Origin of the sequence: Psychrobacter halotolerans (genome assembly GCF_039680845.1) — a bacterium.
GTDB lineage: Bacteria > Pseudomonadota > Gammaproteobacteria > Pseudomonadales > Moraxellaceae > Psychrobacter.
Map to the genome: position 1 here is coordinate 1 of NZ_JBDKWD010000009.1, position 17172 is coordinate 17172.

Here is a 17172-nt window from a genome sequence, read left to right on the forward strand (position 1 = left end):
AGCCGTGATCAAATTCCTACCAAGCCGTGGTCAAATTCCTACCGAGCCGTGATCAAATTCCTACCAAGCCGTGGTCAAATTCCTACCGAGCCGTGATCAAATTCCTACCAAGCCGTGGTCAAATTCCTACCGAGCCGTGATCAAATTCCTACCAGCTGAGACCTGACCGATAGACCACTACAATGGTACTACTTCAACTCCTTATCATTAGTCTATACTTAAAATATAAAACCTCTAAACGACAATACCCTTATCATTAGACTTTTTCCTATTATTAAATGATAGTAATATCTTACTATTATCAATGAACTCTATTATTAAGTCTAAGTGATATAAAGAGGCGTTATGACCGTTCGTATTTATGTGAGAGCTAGCACTAAGGATCAAGACGCTACCAGAGCATTGGCTGATTTGATTATGTTCAGCAAAAGCTATGATGATAACTACATTGGTTACGTTGAGCACTTCAGTGGTACGAAGCTCGATAGACCAGCATTAGCTAAGCTGCTAAAGGACGCTGAAGAAAGCGATATTCTGCTGGTTGAAAGCGTGGACAGATTAAGCAGACTATCTCAAGATGATTTTGCGATTCTAAAGCAGCGTATCAAAGATAAGGGCTTACGATTAGTGGTGGCTGATCTACCAACCACACATACAGTTAATGAGGGTATGACAGGTGAGATCCTAAGAGTGATTAACGATATGTTGATCGATTTATTGGCGACTATGGCAAAGCTTGATAACGATAAGCGTAGAGAGCGTATCAAACAGGGATTGGCCAACAGTGGATACAAGCCTACTGGTAAGAAAGCCAATACCGCAAAACATAATCGTATTAAAGAATTGGCCAGTCAAAAGAATATGACAAAACAGGAAGTCGCTAAGGCGGTTGGTGTTGGGGTGGCTACGGTTTATCGAGTATTAAAGGTGCCTTAGCTATTAAAAACAATTTTTAATTAAATCTAAAGTAAGTTAGATAGTCATTTGTAATCTGATATTATCAGTAACTTACCTGTTTGTAACGATTGATAAATACCAGTTTCTTCTAAAAGAGAGAAAATCATGAAATTTACTTTACCTTTTTCTGCTATTAGCATATTTATGTTGACTTCATGTGCTACTACAATGACACCTCAACAGCATAATTTGTTTGCTCAAGATTATGCTCTATTGCGTATGTGTTCAGAACAAGGTTTTCTAAATCAAAACCTAGCGGCAAACGGACTTTCTCTTTACCGCAATAGATTGAACAGATATAAAGCAGATACTAACTTAATTGACACACAAGTAAGCCAATACTACGAACAAAGAAGCTCTCTCAATAGCAGTATTTGTAACCAATATGCTGTTAACTTGCAGGCTGATTTGATTGGAGAACAGCAAAGAGCTAAATCCGTAGCAGATTTTAATAATGCATTAACCGATTTCAGCGATTCAATGCAAAAGAATACTGAAGCAACAAGAAAATCCATGGATACATATAATGCAAGGCCAAAGAACTCATCTTGCTACAGTGATAACCTTGGTGGGGTTAGGTGCTACACATATTAATGAAGTATAACTAGTTTTGAGCTCTTACTTAGAGAGCAGCAAATATTACTTTTGAAGGATTTATCACATGACCAGAAAAACAAACATCATAAAACATGACGGTAAATTAGACCTTAGTGGTTTTACTATAGATTGTTATGTTTTAGAAGATGGAACAAGAGTCCTTTCAGCTAGAGAGATGCAAAGGGCCTTGAAAATGGTTGATGAGGAAAGCAATTATCAAGTTGCAGGGACTAGATTACAGAGATATTTAGATCAAAAATCTCTTAGACCATTTATTTATAATGAAAAGTCTGAAAATTACTACGATCCTATCGTATGTTATCAAGGTGATAAGAAAATAAATGGTTACGAAGCCACCGTGTTAGTCGATATTTGTGATGCTTTCATGGAAGCCAAAAACAACATAGAGCTATCATCAAGACAAACAATTATTGCCACACAGTGTGAAATCTTAATTAGATCTTTTGCCAAAGTAGGCATAATAGCTTTAATTGATGAAGCTACTGGGTTCAAGAAGGCTCAAGACGAGTACCAAAGACTTGTAGGTATGTACATTGCCGACGAGTTAAGGCCATGGCTTCCTACATTTGAAGAAGACTATTATCAACAACTCTATAGACTAATAGGATGGGACTGGTCCTTATATACTAGTGGCGTTTGGAAAAACCATCCTCAGTATGTTGGTAAAATCACTAATGAAATAGTTTATAACAAACTCCCTAGAGGAGTTTTAGACGAACTGAATAAACTAAACCCTAAAAATGAGAAAGGCAACAGAAAGCACAAGCATCATCAGTTTCTAAGTGAGAATGTAGGCTACAGAGAGCTGCTACAGCACTTTGGTAAACTATCTGTGATATTTAGCATGTATGGAGAGGGTGAATACAAGCTAGCTAAAGCACATATTGACTCATTACTCCCTGACTTCAGAGTCGGGAAACAGTTAGGATTAGATATTCCCATGGATGCCAATGACTATAGCTCAATATCTAGTTTTAACAGAAAAAAAAATCAGTCTTAATTTAATCCATAAGATACTCACGAATAGGGCGTTTCTTATTGGAAAAATAAGGATCTTTTTTGATACGGCTAACCATTTCGTCAATCCATAGGCTAGTATCTTGGTTAATAGGACTTGTTAGGAGACCGTCCTAAACTCTGTGTATCTACTATTCACCTTATATCAATACTTACACAAAATCTGGGAAACTCTCCATCCATGATAGCTAAAAGAACCATCTTTTTTTCTTCTTGGGGGTAGTAGTCTGTGTCGTCGTTGATTTTTTCTCTAGCTGTGGTTCATCGTTTGATGAAAACTGCTTGAATTCTAGCAACCTCACCTGAGCAAAATCTTGAATACTAGCGTTGGCTTTGTCCAGCGTCTTGTTTAGCTGACTAATCTGTTGTTGGTAATTTTCTATCAACTGCTTTTGATCGCTGACTTGCCGTTGAAGATGTTCATTCTTTAATTTCTCTAGCTCTAATTGGTGTTCAAGTTCTGTACAAGACTGTACAGCCTGACTGTCCACGTGCGTATTATGAGTACTGTCCAATAATTGTTCAGTACGTTTTCTGGACAAAGGCTCTCCAAATACTCGAAGCATCTCCGCAGTGTCAATTTTCTTGTCCGCTGTTCTAGAAAGCTCTCCATCATTGACTTTTTGGTATATTGTGGTTCTCGACACACCCCATTCTTTTGCCGCTTTTGTCACTGATATGTTCATTGTTCACCTAGTGTCCAAGTACGTTTTTAAGCTCTGTAAAATAGGACTGTTCAGAACGTTCAGTGAACAACTATCGCACTAAACTAGCTATGAGGCAAACTATGAATGATTTATGTGGAAATCAGGGAGAGGTAGACATATATCGTCCATTTTTTTGAACAAATATAAGGTATTATTGCTATCTATGAAAAGGACTTGGTTATGAAAAAAGCTATTTTAGGCATAGTGCTGTCTATGTTTGCACTATCATCTCATGCAGCGGTCACGGTCACTGACAATCCATTTTATAGCGATGTTGAAGTAGATCATCCGTTGTTTGTTAAAGGCGCTGGTGGGTCACAGTGCAAGGGCTTACCTCGTGTTTGTACGCAAATGGTCAACTGTGAACAAGCTAAACTAGCACTTAAATGCGGAAACACTAAGCTAGACCGTGACAAGGACGGTGTACCATGCGAATCAATATGTCCAGGTGGTTAATTGCGGTAGCGTCCATCGTGATTATAGGGTGCAGTTCAGGTAATAAAGACGAGATGCATGGTTCAGGCTATATCATAGTGAATGAGCAGATATGGAGTAAAAATTACACGACTCCTTATCCTTTTACAGTGCCTGAGGGTGAGATTGCGTGTGCCTCGAATCCTGCCTTTGGCCGTGAGGTGTACTTTAATCCTAAAGGTTACACCGATGAGTCTTATATTGGTACACCTCTTAATAAATCAGCGGTAGATGGTCTGAAGTTAGGCCATTTAAGTTCAAACGTGCCTTACAACATCAAGAAAGGGGCTGATCTTAGTGAGGCCGTACAAATTGGGTTGAAGGTCTGTTATGAACAAGAAGATAGTCTTGCGAATAATTAAGTTGGACATGTAGCCTGCTATGTTTAGGCTATTTTAATTATTGATAAGCTGAATATTTGATTTTTCTAAGTTGTATCTCAGACAAACCAATATCTTAAAGGCAATATATGCTTTGAAGGCGCTATGAAAAATAAGAATTTAGATGAAAAAGCAGCATGGTACTATGCTTGGGGAAACTTCTTAGCAGCATTATGCGCACTGTTCGGTATAGTACCTGCGGTACTCGGTCTTTTAAGCAATAAGCTGGATTTATTTTATCAAGGGCTGAATTTTTTTGTAGTTAGTTTTGCTCTGATAATGGCCCTTAGAAGTGGTTACCTTCTTAGCGATAGAGATTTAAAGAGAGGCTGGAGCCATTGGTTAGAAAGGAATGAAGAGAAGGTAAAAAAAACTGATAAAGTAACAGGGTTAATCATCATTTTAATATTTATAGTATTAATCATAAGAGATTTTTACGGTATCAATGGTGGTTTTGTTCATGTATTAAAGAATGCAATATTAGTTTTTTAAAGGCTCTATCAATTCGTAATGAGTCATGAGATATGATTAAAGTAGAGATAATGAGAAATAGTTAATGAGGAACTATCCCAGATTTTGCGACAGTTGGCGCAAATTTTGCGATAACTGCACATGTGGAGATAAGAATGTCTGATGATCGCCCTATTCTTGTAAGCCAAGCTGAAATAGAAAAGCGGCGGCAGATTGGTGCCTGGATTCGTGGTAGTCATGCGGTGGATAACCTGCACGCTAATCCAGATACTCTGCACATTTTCAGAGACTATGAGGAAGGTAGAATTGCTACTACTGAGGAAGTCAATCAGCTGCTTCATGAACATTACTCTAAAATAGCAAAATCATCTGAATAGTGACCGTCTAGCTACACGAACTTCTCGCTCCTTATCGGTTACTGGTGGCGTCTCTACGCTCTTCTGCGGTGTGTCTTCTATGATAACGGGGTTAACGGCTATATCGAGCGCTGGTGGCGCTACAGCGTCTCTGTACATCTCTTTATGATATTCAGTTTTTTTCGCCATCGTGTCAGCATGGATACTGTGGTCTCTCAATCTCCGCCTTACTTCTGTACTCTCATAATCGCTCTGCGCCTTGCTCGTAAAGTCTTTTGCGTCAAAATCTTTTCTGTATATACCGCCTTCGAGCCTTACACGCTGGGGCTTTCCGTTTATGTCTTTACATGCCCTGTGCGAGATTGTGATTGACGTCGGAGCGATGCGCTCAAGCGTCAGCCCTAAGCCTGTTGTCAGTTCATGGACGACCGCTTTTTGGTCGTCTAGCCTACCACTGGCGCTAAGCATGGCTAACATATGCTGGTTGATGCTCTCGCGTAGAGAATCACGGCTGCTCGTATCGAGATCGTCTTTGCTTTTCGCGCGCTTAGGCTTTATATCGTAAGGGCTAGGGCGATTTATTGCACCGATATAGTTATGAACTTTGCGCTTGCGGCTTGGGGCGTTGGGGTCAGTCAACGGCTCACCGCTAATCGTTTTGATTTCTCGATTAATAATATTTTTCCAAGCGTTCACACGAGTCTTATCTGCGCCTGCGTAGTACGGCTGCAAGCGTTTACCGCTTCTTAGCTCTTGGCAAGGTATCAAAAAATTCAGCTCCAATCGCCCAACAGGGTTATTCGCGTCAATGTCCTTGTCTGAGTGCTCAATCCACAATATGTCGTACTGGTCAGGCTCTAAACCTGGGAATAGTGTCTGCTCAAACTCGCGCATAATCCTGAATTTGTTTGCTTCGCTGATTTCGTCTGCTCTCTCGGTGAATGATAGAACGCCGCTTTTGTACTTGTGCTCGTACGGTGTCGCATTGATTAAGTGCTCCGTGACAAATGGATCACCTGAGAGAACGCGTGCAAACTCACGATCTTTATCTTTACCTAGAAAATAATTAACTGGTGCTGAACCCTTCTCTTTGCTACGTTGAAAAAATTTAACAATCATTAGAGTTGTCCTCCGCAATCGCATCAACGATGTTCTGCGCGATCAGCTGCTGCAAGATTGTGCGAATCGCTACGATTTCGTTATGTACGTTTTGGTCGATGATTTTTTGGGTATTCACGTATCGAGCGAGCTGATTTAGATTGCTGCCAATTCTACCGATATTTCGTACAAGCTCTGCATCGGCTTGATGTATCGGTACGATTCCAAGAGCAACTTGGCGTAGCCAACCAGCTAGCGTGTTACCGCTTTGACGTTTCAAAACTCTTTCGTATTCAGTTTCGTTGAATCTTACCTTGATGCTTTTCTGCCGTATCTTTTTTTGTGGCTCTTCCATATCTGCTCTATTCATAATCATTATTCCGTTGCGGTGGTGGTTTTGGCTTTTGGGGGTCGAGGGGGATTCCCCTTCGCCTGCACCTAAGTGAACCATTTTGTAGCGTAGCGAAAAAAGGGGTCGCTTAGGACTGCTGGCTTAAAATAATATGAACTGTTTTATTTGCTTTTTTATAGTGACACAACAGGAATTTGGTGGCTAGAGGGCTTTATTTAGTGAGGTTGGCAGAAGTTAGAATATTAATCGGTAATAGCACAAACTAATTTGTTATAGCGCAATTAGAGACGTTATTCAGCGTACTAAGACGTTATAGCGCAATCTAATTTTTTTGTAATTCTTTTTCAGATGTTGTTACTCATTCTATCAGCGCGCTAAGATGCTATATGACAAAGTAATCCGTTATAGCGCAATTAAGGACGTTATCCAGCACCCTAAGACGATATAGCACAAAATAATTGGTATAGCGTACTAAGATTATTATTTGATGTTTTTACCTTTTATTTTAGGATCTAATCGTTCTTAGATGGGCTTCTACAACTTTTAAGAGCTTCTAAAGAACTTTTAGGCGCTCTGTAAGGCTTTATAGTAAAGGGCTGTAGAGAGGCTTTAGGGACAAATTCTCCGTCATTAGGGATAAATTCTCCGTCCTTTAGGGACAAATTCTCCGTCCTTTAGGGACAAATTCTCCGTCATTAGGGACAAATTCTCCGTCATTAGGGACAAGTTATTTTAAATTGCTTTTAAAAGACTTATATTATATATTTGCTTTAAACGTATTAATGGAAGTATTATTGTGTCTACAAAAACAAAAGAGTTAGTAGTTAAAGATAACGCTTTAGTGGAAGCGAGTCATAGTCTTAATCTTGTACCACAGCGCCTTATTGTGCTAGCCATAATAGAAGCGAGAGAGCAAGGCAAAATGATAAAAGCTGGCGGCATTCTGAAGATCAAAGCATCAGACTATGTAAAAGCATTCAGTGTTGAGACTAAAAGCGGTGCAGCATATAGAGCGCTCAAGTCAGCTGCTGACGAGTTGCTTGGAGCGACTTTCAAATGGAAGTCAAAAGACGAAAACGGAAAACAAGAAATAAACGTATCTCAATTCGTTCAAAGAATTACGTATGTAGAAGAGGCTGCTTACATTAAAATAATGTTTAGTCAAGATGTAATGCCCTTGATAACGAGACTCGATAAAAGATACACAGAATACGATTTAATACAGATCAGCGATCTAAAAAGTGGTTATTCATTAAGAGTCTTCGAGATGTTCATGCAGTGGATTGGAAATCGTAATCCACCAACAATCAAATTGGAGGATTTTAGAGAGCGATTAGGATTGGCGGACGATCAATATGAGACGATGAGCGACTTCAAAAAAAGAGTGTTGAATCCGTCAATCGCAGAAATCAATTTGAAAACCAACATCGAAGCAGAATATAAACAAGATAAAGAGGGAGTGAAAATTGTAGGATTTAAATTAATCTCAAAGTATAAAAAACCTATAAAAAAGAAGGTGGTAGATGTAAATAAAGAAGTGGGAAGCGAAGAGAAAACTCAGACATCTAAAAAAATTCCTGCATTATCAGATGCCCAAATCGAAACTTTTGGAGATAAATTATTCAAAAACTTCGATTTTAAGCGAGATGTACTGGGGCAGAACTCACTATTTATGGGTAAAAGTGAAGATGACTGCAAGCGACTAATTAAAAAATTGCTGGCTGATCAAAATCAGGTAAATGAATGGAGAAAACATATGCTAGCGGTCGGCTATTGCTACCCTGAGAAACAAAACAAACCGTAATTTGATTGTTTTTGTACTCTATATGACATACAATCAATGTCATATAGAGTACAAATGGAGTACAAATCATGGCGAGTACAGTAAATTTCAACATGAGACTTGAGAAAGAACTCAAAGATGAAACTAGCCAAATATTCGAAAACTACGGCATGACAACACCTCAGGCCGTTAGAATGTTCTTGGTCAACGTCGCCAAAACCAAAAAAATACCGCTATCATTTGATTATCAAGCTGACGACTTAGTGTTAGGCGCTCAAACGCTACAGGCCGTTGAGCAAGGACGTTTAGACTACGAGGCAGGTAGATTAGATAGACTTGCACCCAACGAGGCTCTAGAGGCGTTACAGGGACTTTCTCGTGGCTAGAACTGTTATACCTACAAATCAATTCAAGCGGGACATTAAGAAGCAATCCAAGGAGCTGATTACACCACAATGGATCGAAGTCATGCACTGCTTACTTAATGACTTACCAATGCCAATCAAATACTGTAACCATGCACTGACGGGCGACAAAAAGCATTTGATGGACTGTCATATTAAGCCTGACTTGGTACTGCTGTATGAATTTGAAGGTGATACAGATTTGATATTACACAGGCTAAGCTCTCATAGTGAGCTTGAGATCTAAGCACAAAACAGAAGAAAAAACCTCAAAGCTATTTGGGGTTTTTTTACATCTCATATTGTATTATGTAGTATATTGTATTATAATACATACAATATACTACAATGTAAGGATTACAAAGATGGCTCTCACGACACAAGATATACATGCGACAGCTGACGCATTAGCGGAGCAGGGCATCAAACCAACATTAGCAGAAGTGCGTAAGTCACTTGGGGGTGGTTCATTTACTACAATTAGTGAAGCTATGAAGTCATGGCGACAAGAGCAACAGACCGAACAGCAACTACAACGGGTTGACCTACCAAATTCAATAAATGAACGCTTACAGTCACTAGGCGCTGATGTATGGCAATCTGCTATTAATATTGCGAATGAGCGTTTAACTGCTGAACGTGAAGCCTTGGCAGTTGCACAAAATAAAGCGCAAGCAGAGATTGACGAAGCGCAAGAAGCTGTTAGAACGCTAGAATCAGAGCAGGCAGAGTTGCTAGAACAACTAGATGTTCAGCAAGCGACAGCAGAGCAAGCGACAGATGATGCAACACAGAGCAGAACAGCGCTTGAGACTGCGACAGCACAGCATAAAGCAGATATTGATGCTATCAAGGAGCAACTAAGCAATACACAGCACAAACTAGAACTTGAACAACAACGTTCAAGCTCTGCACAGCAAACAGCTGATGACTTACGTGCTAAACTCGATGAGATAAGCGCACAACTAACGCAAGCGCGCGAGAGCATAGCCACATCTGATGCACAGCGTACAGCGCAACAAGCAGAGATCGAGCGATTGAAGTCAGAACTTGCAGACAGTAAAGACCTAAACACTCAAAAAGACGCAAAAATTGATCAGCTAACAAACGAGCGCAACGCTTTAAGTACAGAGCTTGCAAACAAAGTTGGTCGCTTAGAGGTAACCACAGAACAGTTGGCCACGCTCACAGATGATAACAGGCATTTGGTAAGTGAAAACAAGGCTATGAGCATTGAAATTAGTACGCTCACAGCAAAAATTGATAACGCAGAAAATAACAACAAATAATTAATAGCTGCAAATATGGAAAGAAAAATGTCTGATGATCGCCCTATCCTTGTAAGTGAAGCCGAAATTGCGAAGCGCCGGCATAGCAACGCATTTACTGCAGGTAGCTTTGCAGTAGACAATATACCTGCAAACCCTGACACTCAGCACCTTTTTGACGATTTTGTGGAAGGTCGAATTGCTACCAATGAGGAATTAATACAACTGTTACATGCTCATTATTCTAAAATAATAAATCCACCTAAGCCTTGATGGTTTAGATATATGCCCTTCTACCCTCCGCTGGTTATGCCTCTACTTTATTAATAACAATCCAAAATCGAGGATTTACAGTTGGAGCCTGCAGGCGTAAAAAATTTAAAAACACTAAATGACGCAGTAATTAAAATAAGCACCAAATTTTTATTTAGCACAAACTGAATTTTTTATGTTAATATCCGGGAACAAAACAGGATACTTTGATTAGGTTTTTATGAAAGACACTCAGCAATATGTTATCGAGAAACGCAAATCATTAGGCGTTTCTCAAAAAGAATTAGCATTGTTATTAGGAATGAAAGAAGCAGGTGAAAGAACGGTTCGCGGCTGGGAGAGCGGTGAGCATAAACCTTCTACTACAAGACTAGCGAAGCTAGAAGCGCTTAACAACACCCATCCTTTTGAGCATAGCAGTAAAGATAGTGATTTCACTTTTATTGATTTGTTTGCAGGTATTGGTGGTATACGCCTGCCCTTTCAAAAACAGGGCGGTGAGTGTGTTTTCACCAGTGAGATTGATAAACATGCTCAAAAGACCTATTTCGCCAACTATGGAGAGTACCCCAGTGGGGATATTACCCAAATTCAGGCCAAAGACATTCCTGATCATGATTTACTGTTAGCGGGATTCCCATGCCAAGCATTTTCACAAGCGGGTCTAAAACAAGGATTTAAAGACACACGCGGTACTATGTTCTTTGAAATTCAGCGGATTTTAGCTGAAAAACGTCCAAAAATGTTTTTACTGGAAAACGTCAAGCGACTCAGAACTGATAAGAAAGGGGAAACCTTTCAAACCATCTACGATATTTTGACAGGTCAGCATAAGGACGGCATACCTGATGACGTACCCATGAGCGAAGAATCACGCAACGCCTTGTCTCATAAGCTCAACTACTGGGTAGGATATGCTGTATTAAGGGCTGCGGATTTTGGTGCGCCACAAAATAGAGAGCGTATTTTTATTGTAGGTTTTAATAAAGATTATTTTGACAAGATCGAAAATTTTGACGAGCTATTTAGTTTCCCTGAGCCTACTCATAGCAAAACCCGTGTTGGGGATATATTGGAAGCTGTACCAGCTGATGATACGGTCTATACCATATCGGATAATTTGTGGGCAGGTCATCAAAAGCGTAAAGGTCAGCATATAACAAAAGGCAATGGCTTCGGTTACAGCCTATTCAACCATGACAGCGAGTACACCAATACTATTAGCGCACGGTACTATAAAGATGGTTCTGAGGCCTTGATAGATCAATCCCAATATGGGAAAAATCCAAGAATGTTAACTCCCCGAGAATGCGCAAGACTACAAGGCTTCCCCGAGGAGTTCTTAACTGACGCAGTATCCAAGACGCAAGCATACAAGCAGTTCGGTAACTCTGTCTGCGTCAAGGTCATTGAAGCAGTAGCAGAGCAAATGGTATCAACATTCCACAAAGCTGAGGCCATTCAAAAACAAGCCGATTTATTGGCTGCTGTCTAAAAATCCTGGGAATGGCGGATATGTGCGAGTAATTAATGAGTTCCAATAGTTGTTATTAGCACGCCATTGTGAATAGTTACGAGCGTTTCCTACGTACATACCGCTATCAAAGAACACGACACCTTGTTCTACAAGCTTAATCCAATTGTCAAAGATCATTGGCTCACCGAAGGCGATTTGGTTGTAACAGCCCTCTTTGTCTTTATTGCACTTGAACCAACCATGATGGCCAAATTTCTTCGTGAGCTTACTGTTTAAATTATCTCTATCCCAACGGACTAGGATAACTCCCTCTTGCTGTAGGTTTAGGGGGACTATGTTGGCTTTATCAGGACGAGGATCTTTTGAGTAGTTATAAACGATGATTATGTTTTTTGCATCATCAAAAATCATTTCTGAGCCATTATAAGTTGATGGAGAGTTAAAGTTAGGAATTGGGCTACCTGACCACGAATAACGTCCACCCTTTGCTTCGTTGGGTTTACCAAAAACCTCCATAAACTGCGTGCGGTCAAGATCGACTTCTTTGTCTTTGAAGATATAGTAGTTAGCACTCCAATCTCCAAAAGTGGTCTTACTACCAGTAGAATTTTTCATCTCATAGCCGTGTAAATCAGGCTCGTTGTTAGCATTTGCGGCTATGCCCATTTGTCGCTCTAGCCAATGCCCATCCTTCCCATCGTGGCGCTGATTAAAACTATTAGTATCAGGCGATCTTCCATATACATTTTCTTTGAAAAGCTCAATAATTTTCATTTCTTCATCTGAAATAGTGGTTTGCATTGTAATAGCTCCTTAGTTAAGTTAGCTATTGTCGCAAACTATTAGGTTAAACACCTATAAGATTTAGGGCTTTTATAAATAATCAATCGACTAAAAAAAGTCAGCGGTCTATTATCAGTAGTTCCACTAACACCGAACATTTTAAGTGGCCTAATAGCTCAAACCATAGTTTCTTCTTCTCAAAGATATTAGCAGTTAGGGGTTTTGGTTTTTGTGCGGACTGTGGCTCATCATCGGGGTCAAATTTTTTGAAATCTATCAGTTTGACTTGTGTGAAATTCTGGATACTGGTGTTGGCTTGGTAATTATTCCAATCACAAAATATATAGAGAAAAAAATGAATGAAACAGCAGATTTATTTCGCAACGAGAAAAACAACTTTCAACTTAATGCTTGTGTTGGTAACAATGGCTGGAGAGGAATGTTTGCTTATATTGAGGGTTACCAATCAGCTACGTTGGCAATGTTAGAATCCGTCCTATCTCAATATAGTCACAATACTGATGATACCAGACCTCAAGAAGCTTTTCTTTGGAGCATAGATACAGCAGTTTACCCTATCTTATTCACTGCTAGACACTTTGTTGAAATTTATATTAAACAAAAAATACGTACTATTATTTTCTTTAAAATTAAAAATAATATTGATGAAAAATTAGTAAAAACGCATGATATAAAAAGCCTTTGGGAAATTTTTGTTGCTATTGTTGAACAAACGAAAGACTCGAGACTATACATTTATGTAGAAGAAATTGGGCCTTATATTCAAGATTTTGATCGCATTGACCCTACTGGCGAAACATTTAGATATCCATATAGCTCAACAGGAACAATGCATTTGGAAGATGCGGGAGTGATTGGACTTCTCAACTTTTATAATAAATTTAATGAATTATCTAAAATTTGTAACGTGTTTAATTTTCTAATGGATTCTCTAGTAGATGAGTACAAAGTCGGTACTTTTACCAAAAGCCTTAGTCGGACCGATATAGAGTATATAGCGAAAAAACTACCTGTTTATGAGGAATGGGGTCAGCTTAGTTTCTCTAAAATAAAAAATGATTTGAAAGCAGAGTTTTCGATAGGTTCTAAAGAGTTGTCAGAAGCAATAGGCATTATAAGAAATCATACTGAGTTTAAACGTTATGTTTATCCAGATACTTATGAACTCCAAATACATAGAGATAATTTAGCTATAGTTTTATCAGGTACTGCGAAGAAAGAAGATATTAATGATTTTACAGATGAAGAAATTGCAAGTTTAAGAACCTTGGTGGAGCTAGGAACATCTATCATGGATGGACGTTATTTTTCAGAAGACTATGAAAACCTATTTAAACTACATTTACAGGAATCTAAATCATCTGAGTATGAGAAGAAATCTAATTATGAATACAGTATTGAACATATAAATAGATTGAAGGAAGGACTAAATAGAATGAATTATGGCGATATAGTCGATTCTCTATAAAATTGGCGCAAGCAAAAAGCAGAAGATTATAAGTAATTTGCGATGTGGATAGAGTCTGAACTACTTGATGAGAGTAAGTATGCTTTCTATATCCCTTATCTTGATAAGCTAGGTTTTCACTAATCTTAAATAAATACTAAAATCAGTAGCCTAATAATGCAAAGGAAACACTATGAGTGAGCAGAGTATTGAAAATAAGTTAGCGGAAATACTATCTGAGTCTCCTTCTGCACCCTTTCTATTCATAGGTTCTGGATTTTCACGAAGGTATATAGATTTACCTGACTGGATTGGATTATTAAAGAAATTTTCAAAAAAACCTTTTGCTAGCTATTTAGGTAAAGCAAACAATAATATTCCCTTAGCTGCATTGGAGTTAGCTCATGATTACCATCAAGAATGGTTCGCAGACTTCGTGGGTAAAGAGGATATTTATGATGCACCAAACTGGTCTAACAAGATTGAAACGCCTTTAAAATATGAAATAGCTAAGTATCTAAGAGAGTTCTGTATAGGTGAAGACGTATTAAATAATCATGAGTTGATCGAGCTAGCAAATGAAAAGGTCGTTATTGATGGAATAATTACAACGAACTGGGACCTTTTGCTCGAAAATATCTTTCCAACATTTAAATCTTATATTGGTCAATCAGACATTCTATTTAAACATCCACACGACGTATGTGAAATATTTAAAATTCATGGTTGTTGTACTAAATTTAATAGCCTAGTCCTAAGTAGTACAGACTACGAGAGTTTTAATGATAAAAATCCATATTTATCAGCAAAATTGATCTCAATTTTTCTTGAAAAACCTATTATTTTCATAGGTTACTCGATCTCAGATGAGAATATAACTGATATCTTAGAAAAGATTGATAGTGTCATTGATACTCCAGAGAGAAGGGATAAGCTCGCTAAAAATATGATATTCGTAACTAGAGCGAATGGTAAGAAAGCAGAGATAACTAAAATAATTAAAACTATTAACGATAAGAGGTTGGATTTTACTAGTGTGGTGACTGATGACTTTGGACAGGTCTATAGAGCGCTACAACATACTGAAAGGAGAATTCCAGTCGAGTTTTTGAGAATATTCAAAGAGGAAATATATAATATTGTTAACTCTAAGGATAAAGCTGATTTAAGATTAAAGGCTATAGACTTCGATAGTATTTTGGAAGGGGATGATATTGAGTTTGTAGCAGGTGTGGGTGTAGCTTCTAGCTCAAATTTCGGTAAAAGAGGTTTGTTTGGCATAAATGTAGATGACTTAATTAAAGATATAATTTTTAATGATATTCCTTGTAGTAAGAAAGAAGTTGACGTGCTTATTCCATCGTTAGTTGGGAGAACTACCTATATACCAATAAGAAAGTACATAGATAATAATAACTATGATTTGGCTACATTGCCTAAAGGAAATTTGAAAAAACGTCTGAATATGTCGGCTCAATGTTTTGCAGATAAAATACAAGGTAGGGGAAATATTCTACAAAACATAGCACAAATATCTGATCCAAAAAGTATTATTCAAATGTATCCAAATAACTTTGACAGAATTTTTAATGCGTTAGGGCTATGGCTAAACAGTAACCAAACACCTGATAACTGTGAGTTAGTCAGAGATTTAATTAAGGACAACTATACTACTTGGTTTGAAAAGGGCAACAACTCCTATTTCAGAAGATTAATATGTATATTAGACGAAGTTGAAAACAACTAGGGATCTAATACTCAGGCTTTCATAGTATTTACTAAGAAGTGTGTAACTGCTATTTGCCTCGCATCAATACTTACACAGAGTTTACGAAAGAGTCAGTTCGGTAGGAATTTGATCACGCCTATATTTTTATAGGTGTGATCAAATTCCTACCAAGAAGCCTTTTCCAAATTTTGTGTGCGGGTCCTCATAAGGTAGTCCTTATCAATTAAATTAATGATAGGCTTGTTTTAACAAGGTTTGAGATATCGGCTTTAGGGTTGTTCCATAGAATAATAGACGTAAAAAAAACCCACTAATAGTAATTAGCGAGTTTTTGGTATAGAAATGTCAATCGATAATACGGTCGTTAAGCAATTAACTCTTTTTCAGCCAGTTTTGCTAGGTATGCACTTCTGCTCTTATAACGATCTTTATTGCTTGATACTTTCTCATCGATCATATGGATTAAACGACTAGGCAAAGTAATATTGATTTTCTCACTCTTTCCCAAATAACGGTTAACATCGACTGGCACTAATGCCCAAGTCATACCTTCATATTCAGGATTATCTATGTGGTTGTTAATACTCGACGGCAGAGGGACTTCTTCACCATCTTCTACTAAGCCCTCGAGGTGTAATTCGATTGCTTCAATCGCGTTATCAATAGCATCTTGATAATCGTCGGCAGCTGAAAAACAACCTTCTATATCAGGTACGAATATACCATGGGCTGTAACATTATCCCCTTTTGCAATTGCAATAGGATATAACATATTTAAACTCCTCATTAAGGTGTCCAAGTCGTGTGAATGAAATATCTAAAAAAGCCGCTGGGTTATGCCAACCCAGCTTGTTTCAAGATACTTTTAACAGTCTGCTGAAGTAAATCTTTCTTTGGATGGGGAATAGTCACTCTACCTTTTTTAACATCATGCTTAAATTGGTTATGACTTCCCTTTGTTCCTACCCGATACCATCCATCAGCTTCAATTATTTTTACTAATTCACGACTTTGCATAACTCCCTTATTTTATTTAATATTAAATCTTAGTAAGATATTTGCGGCCTAAAGCAGCCACTGAATAAATTATAACTCTAGAGTTATAATAACACAAGGTATTTATAACTCTAGAGGCATAAATATTTGTTTTATCTCTTAGTAAGGCGGAAAGTTAGCGACGTGGTACATACTAGCTATAGCCGCTAGTCTGATTCCCATATCCTCAGTCTTGATAGACACGGCCACTTCCAGCACCATTTGCCAAGGCACTAGCTTTGACAACATTGGTGCCAACTCTGACAGCTCTCCTATATCAACACTCGAATCAATCTTGATTTGTAAGCGGCTGTTCAAGAAGTTGTCAGCGCTTTCCCTTTCCCTTTCACTTTATCATTAGTCTATGCTCAAATATTGAATGGGAATGGAAAGCTCGTAATATTTTAGAAGTCATTGAACAGAATATACGCGTGATCAAATTCCTACCAAGCCGCGGTAAAATTCCTACCAAGCCGTGGTCAAATTCCTACCGAGCCGTGATCAAATTCCTACCAAGCCGTG

21 protein-coding genes are annotated in these 17172 nt (G+C 38.3%); 15 read left to right on the top strand and 6 right to left on the bottom strand.

The genetic code is table 11. The features are described 5' to 3' along the window. The first annotated feature begins 345 nt into the window (after positions 1-345). The 3 genes from AAJP47_RS13300 (at position 346) to AAJP47_RS13310 (ending at position 2575) form a co-directional block, all read left to right on the top strand. Entirely contained in the window at positions 346-936 is a 591-nt protein-coding gene (locus AAJP47_RS13300; protein WP_346718389.1) for a recombinase family protein, read from the top strand. A gap of 126 nt (positions 937-1062) precedes the next feature. Beyond that, positions 1063-1551 (top strand): hypothetical protein, encoded by a 489-nt coding sequence (locus AAJP47_RS13305; RefSeq protein ID WP_346718390.1) that lies wholly within the window; start codon positions 1063-1065, stop codon positions 1549-1551. A 67-nt stretch (positions 1552-1618) separates the two neighbouring features. Beyond that, positions 1619-2575: a P63C domain-containing protein gene (locus AAJP47_RS13310; protein ID WP_346718391.1), complete on the top strand. Its 957-nt coding sequence runs from the start codon at positions 1619-1621 to the stop codon at positions 2573-2575. Between the two features lie 205 nt (positions 2576-2780). Here AAJP47_RS13310 and AAJP47_RS13315 read toward each other — a convergent pair whose 3' ends face one another. Continuing rightward, complete coding sequence (locus tag AAJP47_RS13315; RefSeq protein ID WP_346718392.1) at positions 2781-3278, bottom strand: plasmid replication DNA-binding protein; 498 nt, start codon at positions 3276-3278, stop codon at positions 2781-2783. A 201-nt stretch (positions 3279-3479) separates the two neighbouring features. Between AAJP47_RS13315 and AAJP47_RS13320 the strand changes: the two genes are divergently transcribed. The 4 genes from AAJP47_RS13320 (at position 3480) to AAJP47_RS13335 (ending at position 5001) form a co-directional block, all read left to right on the top strand. Beyond that, positions 3480-3755 carry an excalibur calcium-binding domain-containing protein gene (locus AAJP47_RS13320; RefSeq protein WP_346718393.1) on the top strand — a complete coding sequence of 92 codons (276 nt, stop codon included), beginning with the start codon at positions 3480-3482 and terminating at the stop codon, positions 3753-3755. Then, on the top strand, positions 3740-4135 hold the full coding sequence (locus tag AAJP47_RS13325; RefSeq protein ID WP_346718394.1) for a hypothetical protein: 396 nt from the start codon (positions 3740-3742) through the stop codon (positions 4133-4135). Before AAJP47_RS13320 ends, AAJP47_RS13325 begins: the two co-directional genes overlap by 16 nt. A 123-nt stretch (positions 4136-4258) precedes the next feature. Next, positions 4259-4645: a hypothetical protein gene (locus AAJP47_RS13330; RefSeq protein ID WP_346718395.1), complete on the top strand. Its 387-nt coding sequence runs from the start codon at positions 4259-4261 to the stop codon at positions 4643-4645. Positions 4646-4779: 134 nt separating this feature from the next. Then, positions 4780-5001 (top strand): antitoxin VbhA family protein, encoded by a 222-nt coding sequence (locus AAJP47_RS13335; RefSeq protein WP_346718396.1) that lies wholly within the window; start codon positions 4780-4782, stop codon positions 4999-5001. On the opposite strand, the gene AAJP47_RS13340 is transcribed toward AAJP47_RS13335, so the two are convergent. After that, positions 4990-6099, bottom strand: a complete 1110-nt coding sequence (locus AAJP47_RS13340) for a relaxase family protein (RefSeq protein WP_346718397.1) — start codon at positions 6097-6099, stop codon at positions 4990-4992. The genes AAJP47_RS13335 and AAJP47_RS13340 overlap by 12 nt on opposite strands. Then, complete coding sequence (locus tag AAJP47_RS13345; RefSeq protein ID WP_346718398.1) at positions 6089-6448, bottom strand: plasmid mobilization protein; 360 nt, start codon at positions 6446-6448, stop codon at positions 6089-6091. The genes AAJP47_RS13340 and AAJP47_RS13345 overlap by 11 nt, the downstream gene beginning before the upstream one ends. A 778-nt stretch (positions 6449-7226) precedes the next feature. Between AAJP47_RS13345 and repM the strand changes: the two genes are divergently transcribed. The 6 genes from repM to dcm all read left to right on the top strand — a co-directional run bounded on the left by repM (position 7227) and on the right by dcm (position 11653). Next, positions 7227-8234, top strand: a complete 1008-nt coding sequence (gene repM, locus AAJP47_RS13350) for a replication initiation protein RepM (protein WP_346718399.1) — start codon at positions 7227-7229, stop codon at positions 8232-8234. Positions 8235-8302: 68 nt separating this feature from the next. Further along, positions 8303-8599, top strand: a complete 297-nt coding sequence (locus AAJP47_RS13355) for a type II toxin-antitoxin system RelB/DinJ family antitoxin (RefSeq protein ID WP_346718400.1) — start codon at positions 8303-8305, stop codon at positions 8597-8599. Next, positions 8592-8864, top strand: a complete 273-nt coding sequence (locus AAJP47_RS13360; RefSeq protein WP_346718401.1) for a type II toxin-antitoxin system YafQ family toxin — start codon at positions 8592-8594, stop codon at positions 8862-8864. The genes AAJP47_RS13355 and AAJP47_RS13360 overlap by 8 nt, the downstream gene beginning before the upstream one ends. A gap of 118 nt (positions 8865-8982) precedes the next feature. Continuing rightward, the gene (locus AAJP47_RS13365; protein ID WP_346718402.1) at positions 8983-9906 is read left to right on the top strand and encodes a DNA-binding protein; all 924 of its coding nucleotides are present in this window, start codon (positions 8983-8985) and stop codon (positions 9904-9906) included. 27 nt (positions 9907-9933) lie between these two features. Beyond that, complete coding sequence (locus tag AAJP47_RS13370) at positions 9934-10158, top strand: antitoxin VbhA family protein (RefSeq protein ID WP_201599332.1); 225 nt, start codon at positions 9934-9936, stop codon at positions 10156-10158. A gap of 220 nt (positions 10159-10378) precedes the next feature. Next, on the top strand, positions 10379-11653 hold the full coding sequence (dcm, locus tag AAJP47_RS13375; RefSeq protein ID WP_346718403.1) for a DNA (cytosine-5-)-methyltransferase: 1275 nt from the start codon (positions 10379-10381) through the stop codon (positions 11651-11653). On the opposite strand, the gene AAJP47_RS13380 is transcribed toward dcm, so the two are convergent. Then, positions 11636-12436 carry an LlaMI family restriction endonuclease gene (locus tag AAJP47_RS13380; protein WP_346718404.1) on the bottom strand — a complete coding sequence of 267 codons (801 nt, stop codon included), beginning with the start codon at positions 12434-12436 and terminating at the stop codon, positions 11636-11638. The genes dcm and AAJP47_RS13380 overlap by 18 nt on opposite strands. A 337-nt stretch (positions 12437-12773) precedes the next feature. On the opposite strand from AAJP47_RS13380, the gene AAJP47_RS13385 reads away from it, so the two are divergent. Beyond that, on the top strand, positions 12774-13907 hold the full coding sequence (locus tag AAJP47_RS13385) for a hypothetical protein (RefSeq protein WP_346718405.1): 1134 nt from the start codon (positions 12774-12776) through the stop codon (positions 13905-13907). Between the two features lie 172 nt (positions 13908-14079). Then, entirely contained in the window at positions 14080-15633 is a 1554-nt protein-coding gene (locus AAJP47_RS13390) for an SIR2 family protein (RefSeq protein WP_346718406.1), read from the top strand. 346 nt (positions 15634-15979) lie between these two features. On the opposite strand, the gene AAJP47_RS13395 is transcribed toward AAJP47_RS13390, so the two are convergent. After that, complete coding sequence (locus tag AAJP47_RS13395) at positions 15980-16387, bottom strand: type II toxin-antitoxin system HicB family antitoxin (RefSeq protein ID WP_346718407.1); 408 nt, start codon at positions 16385-16387, stop codon at positions 15980-15982. Positions 16388-16449: 62 nt separating this feature from the next. Further along, entirely contained in the window at positions 16450-16632 is a 183-nt protein-coding gene (locus AAJP47_RS13400) for a type II toxin-antitoxin system HicA family toxin (protein ID WP_346718408.1), read from the bottom strand. Positions 16633-17172: the final 540 nt, after the last annotated feature.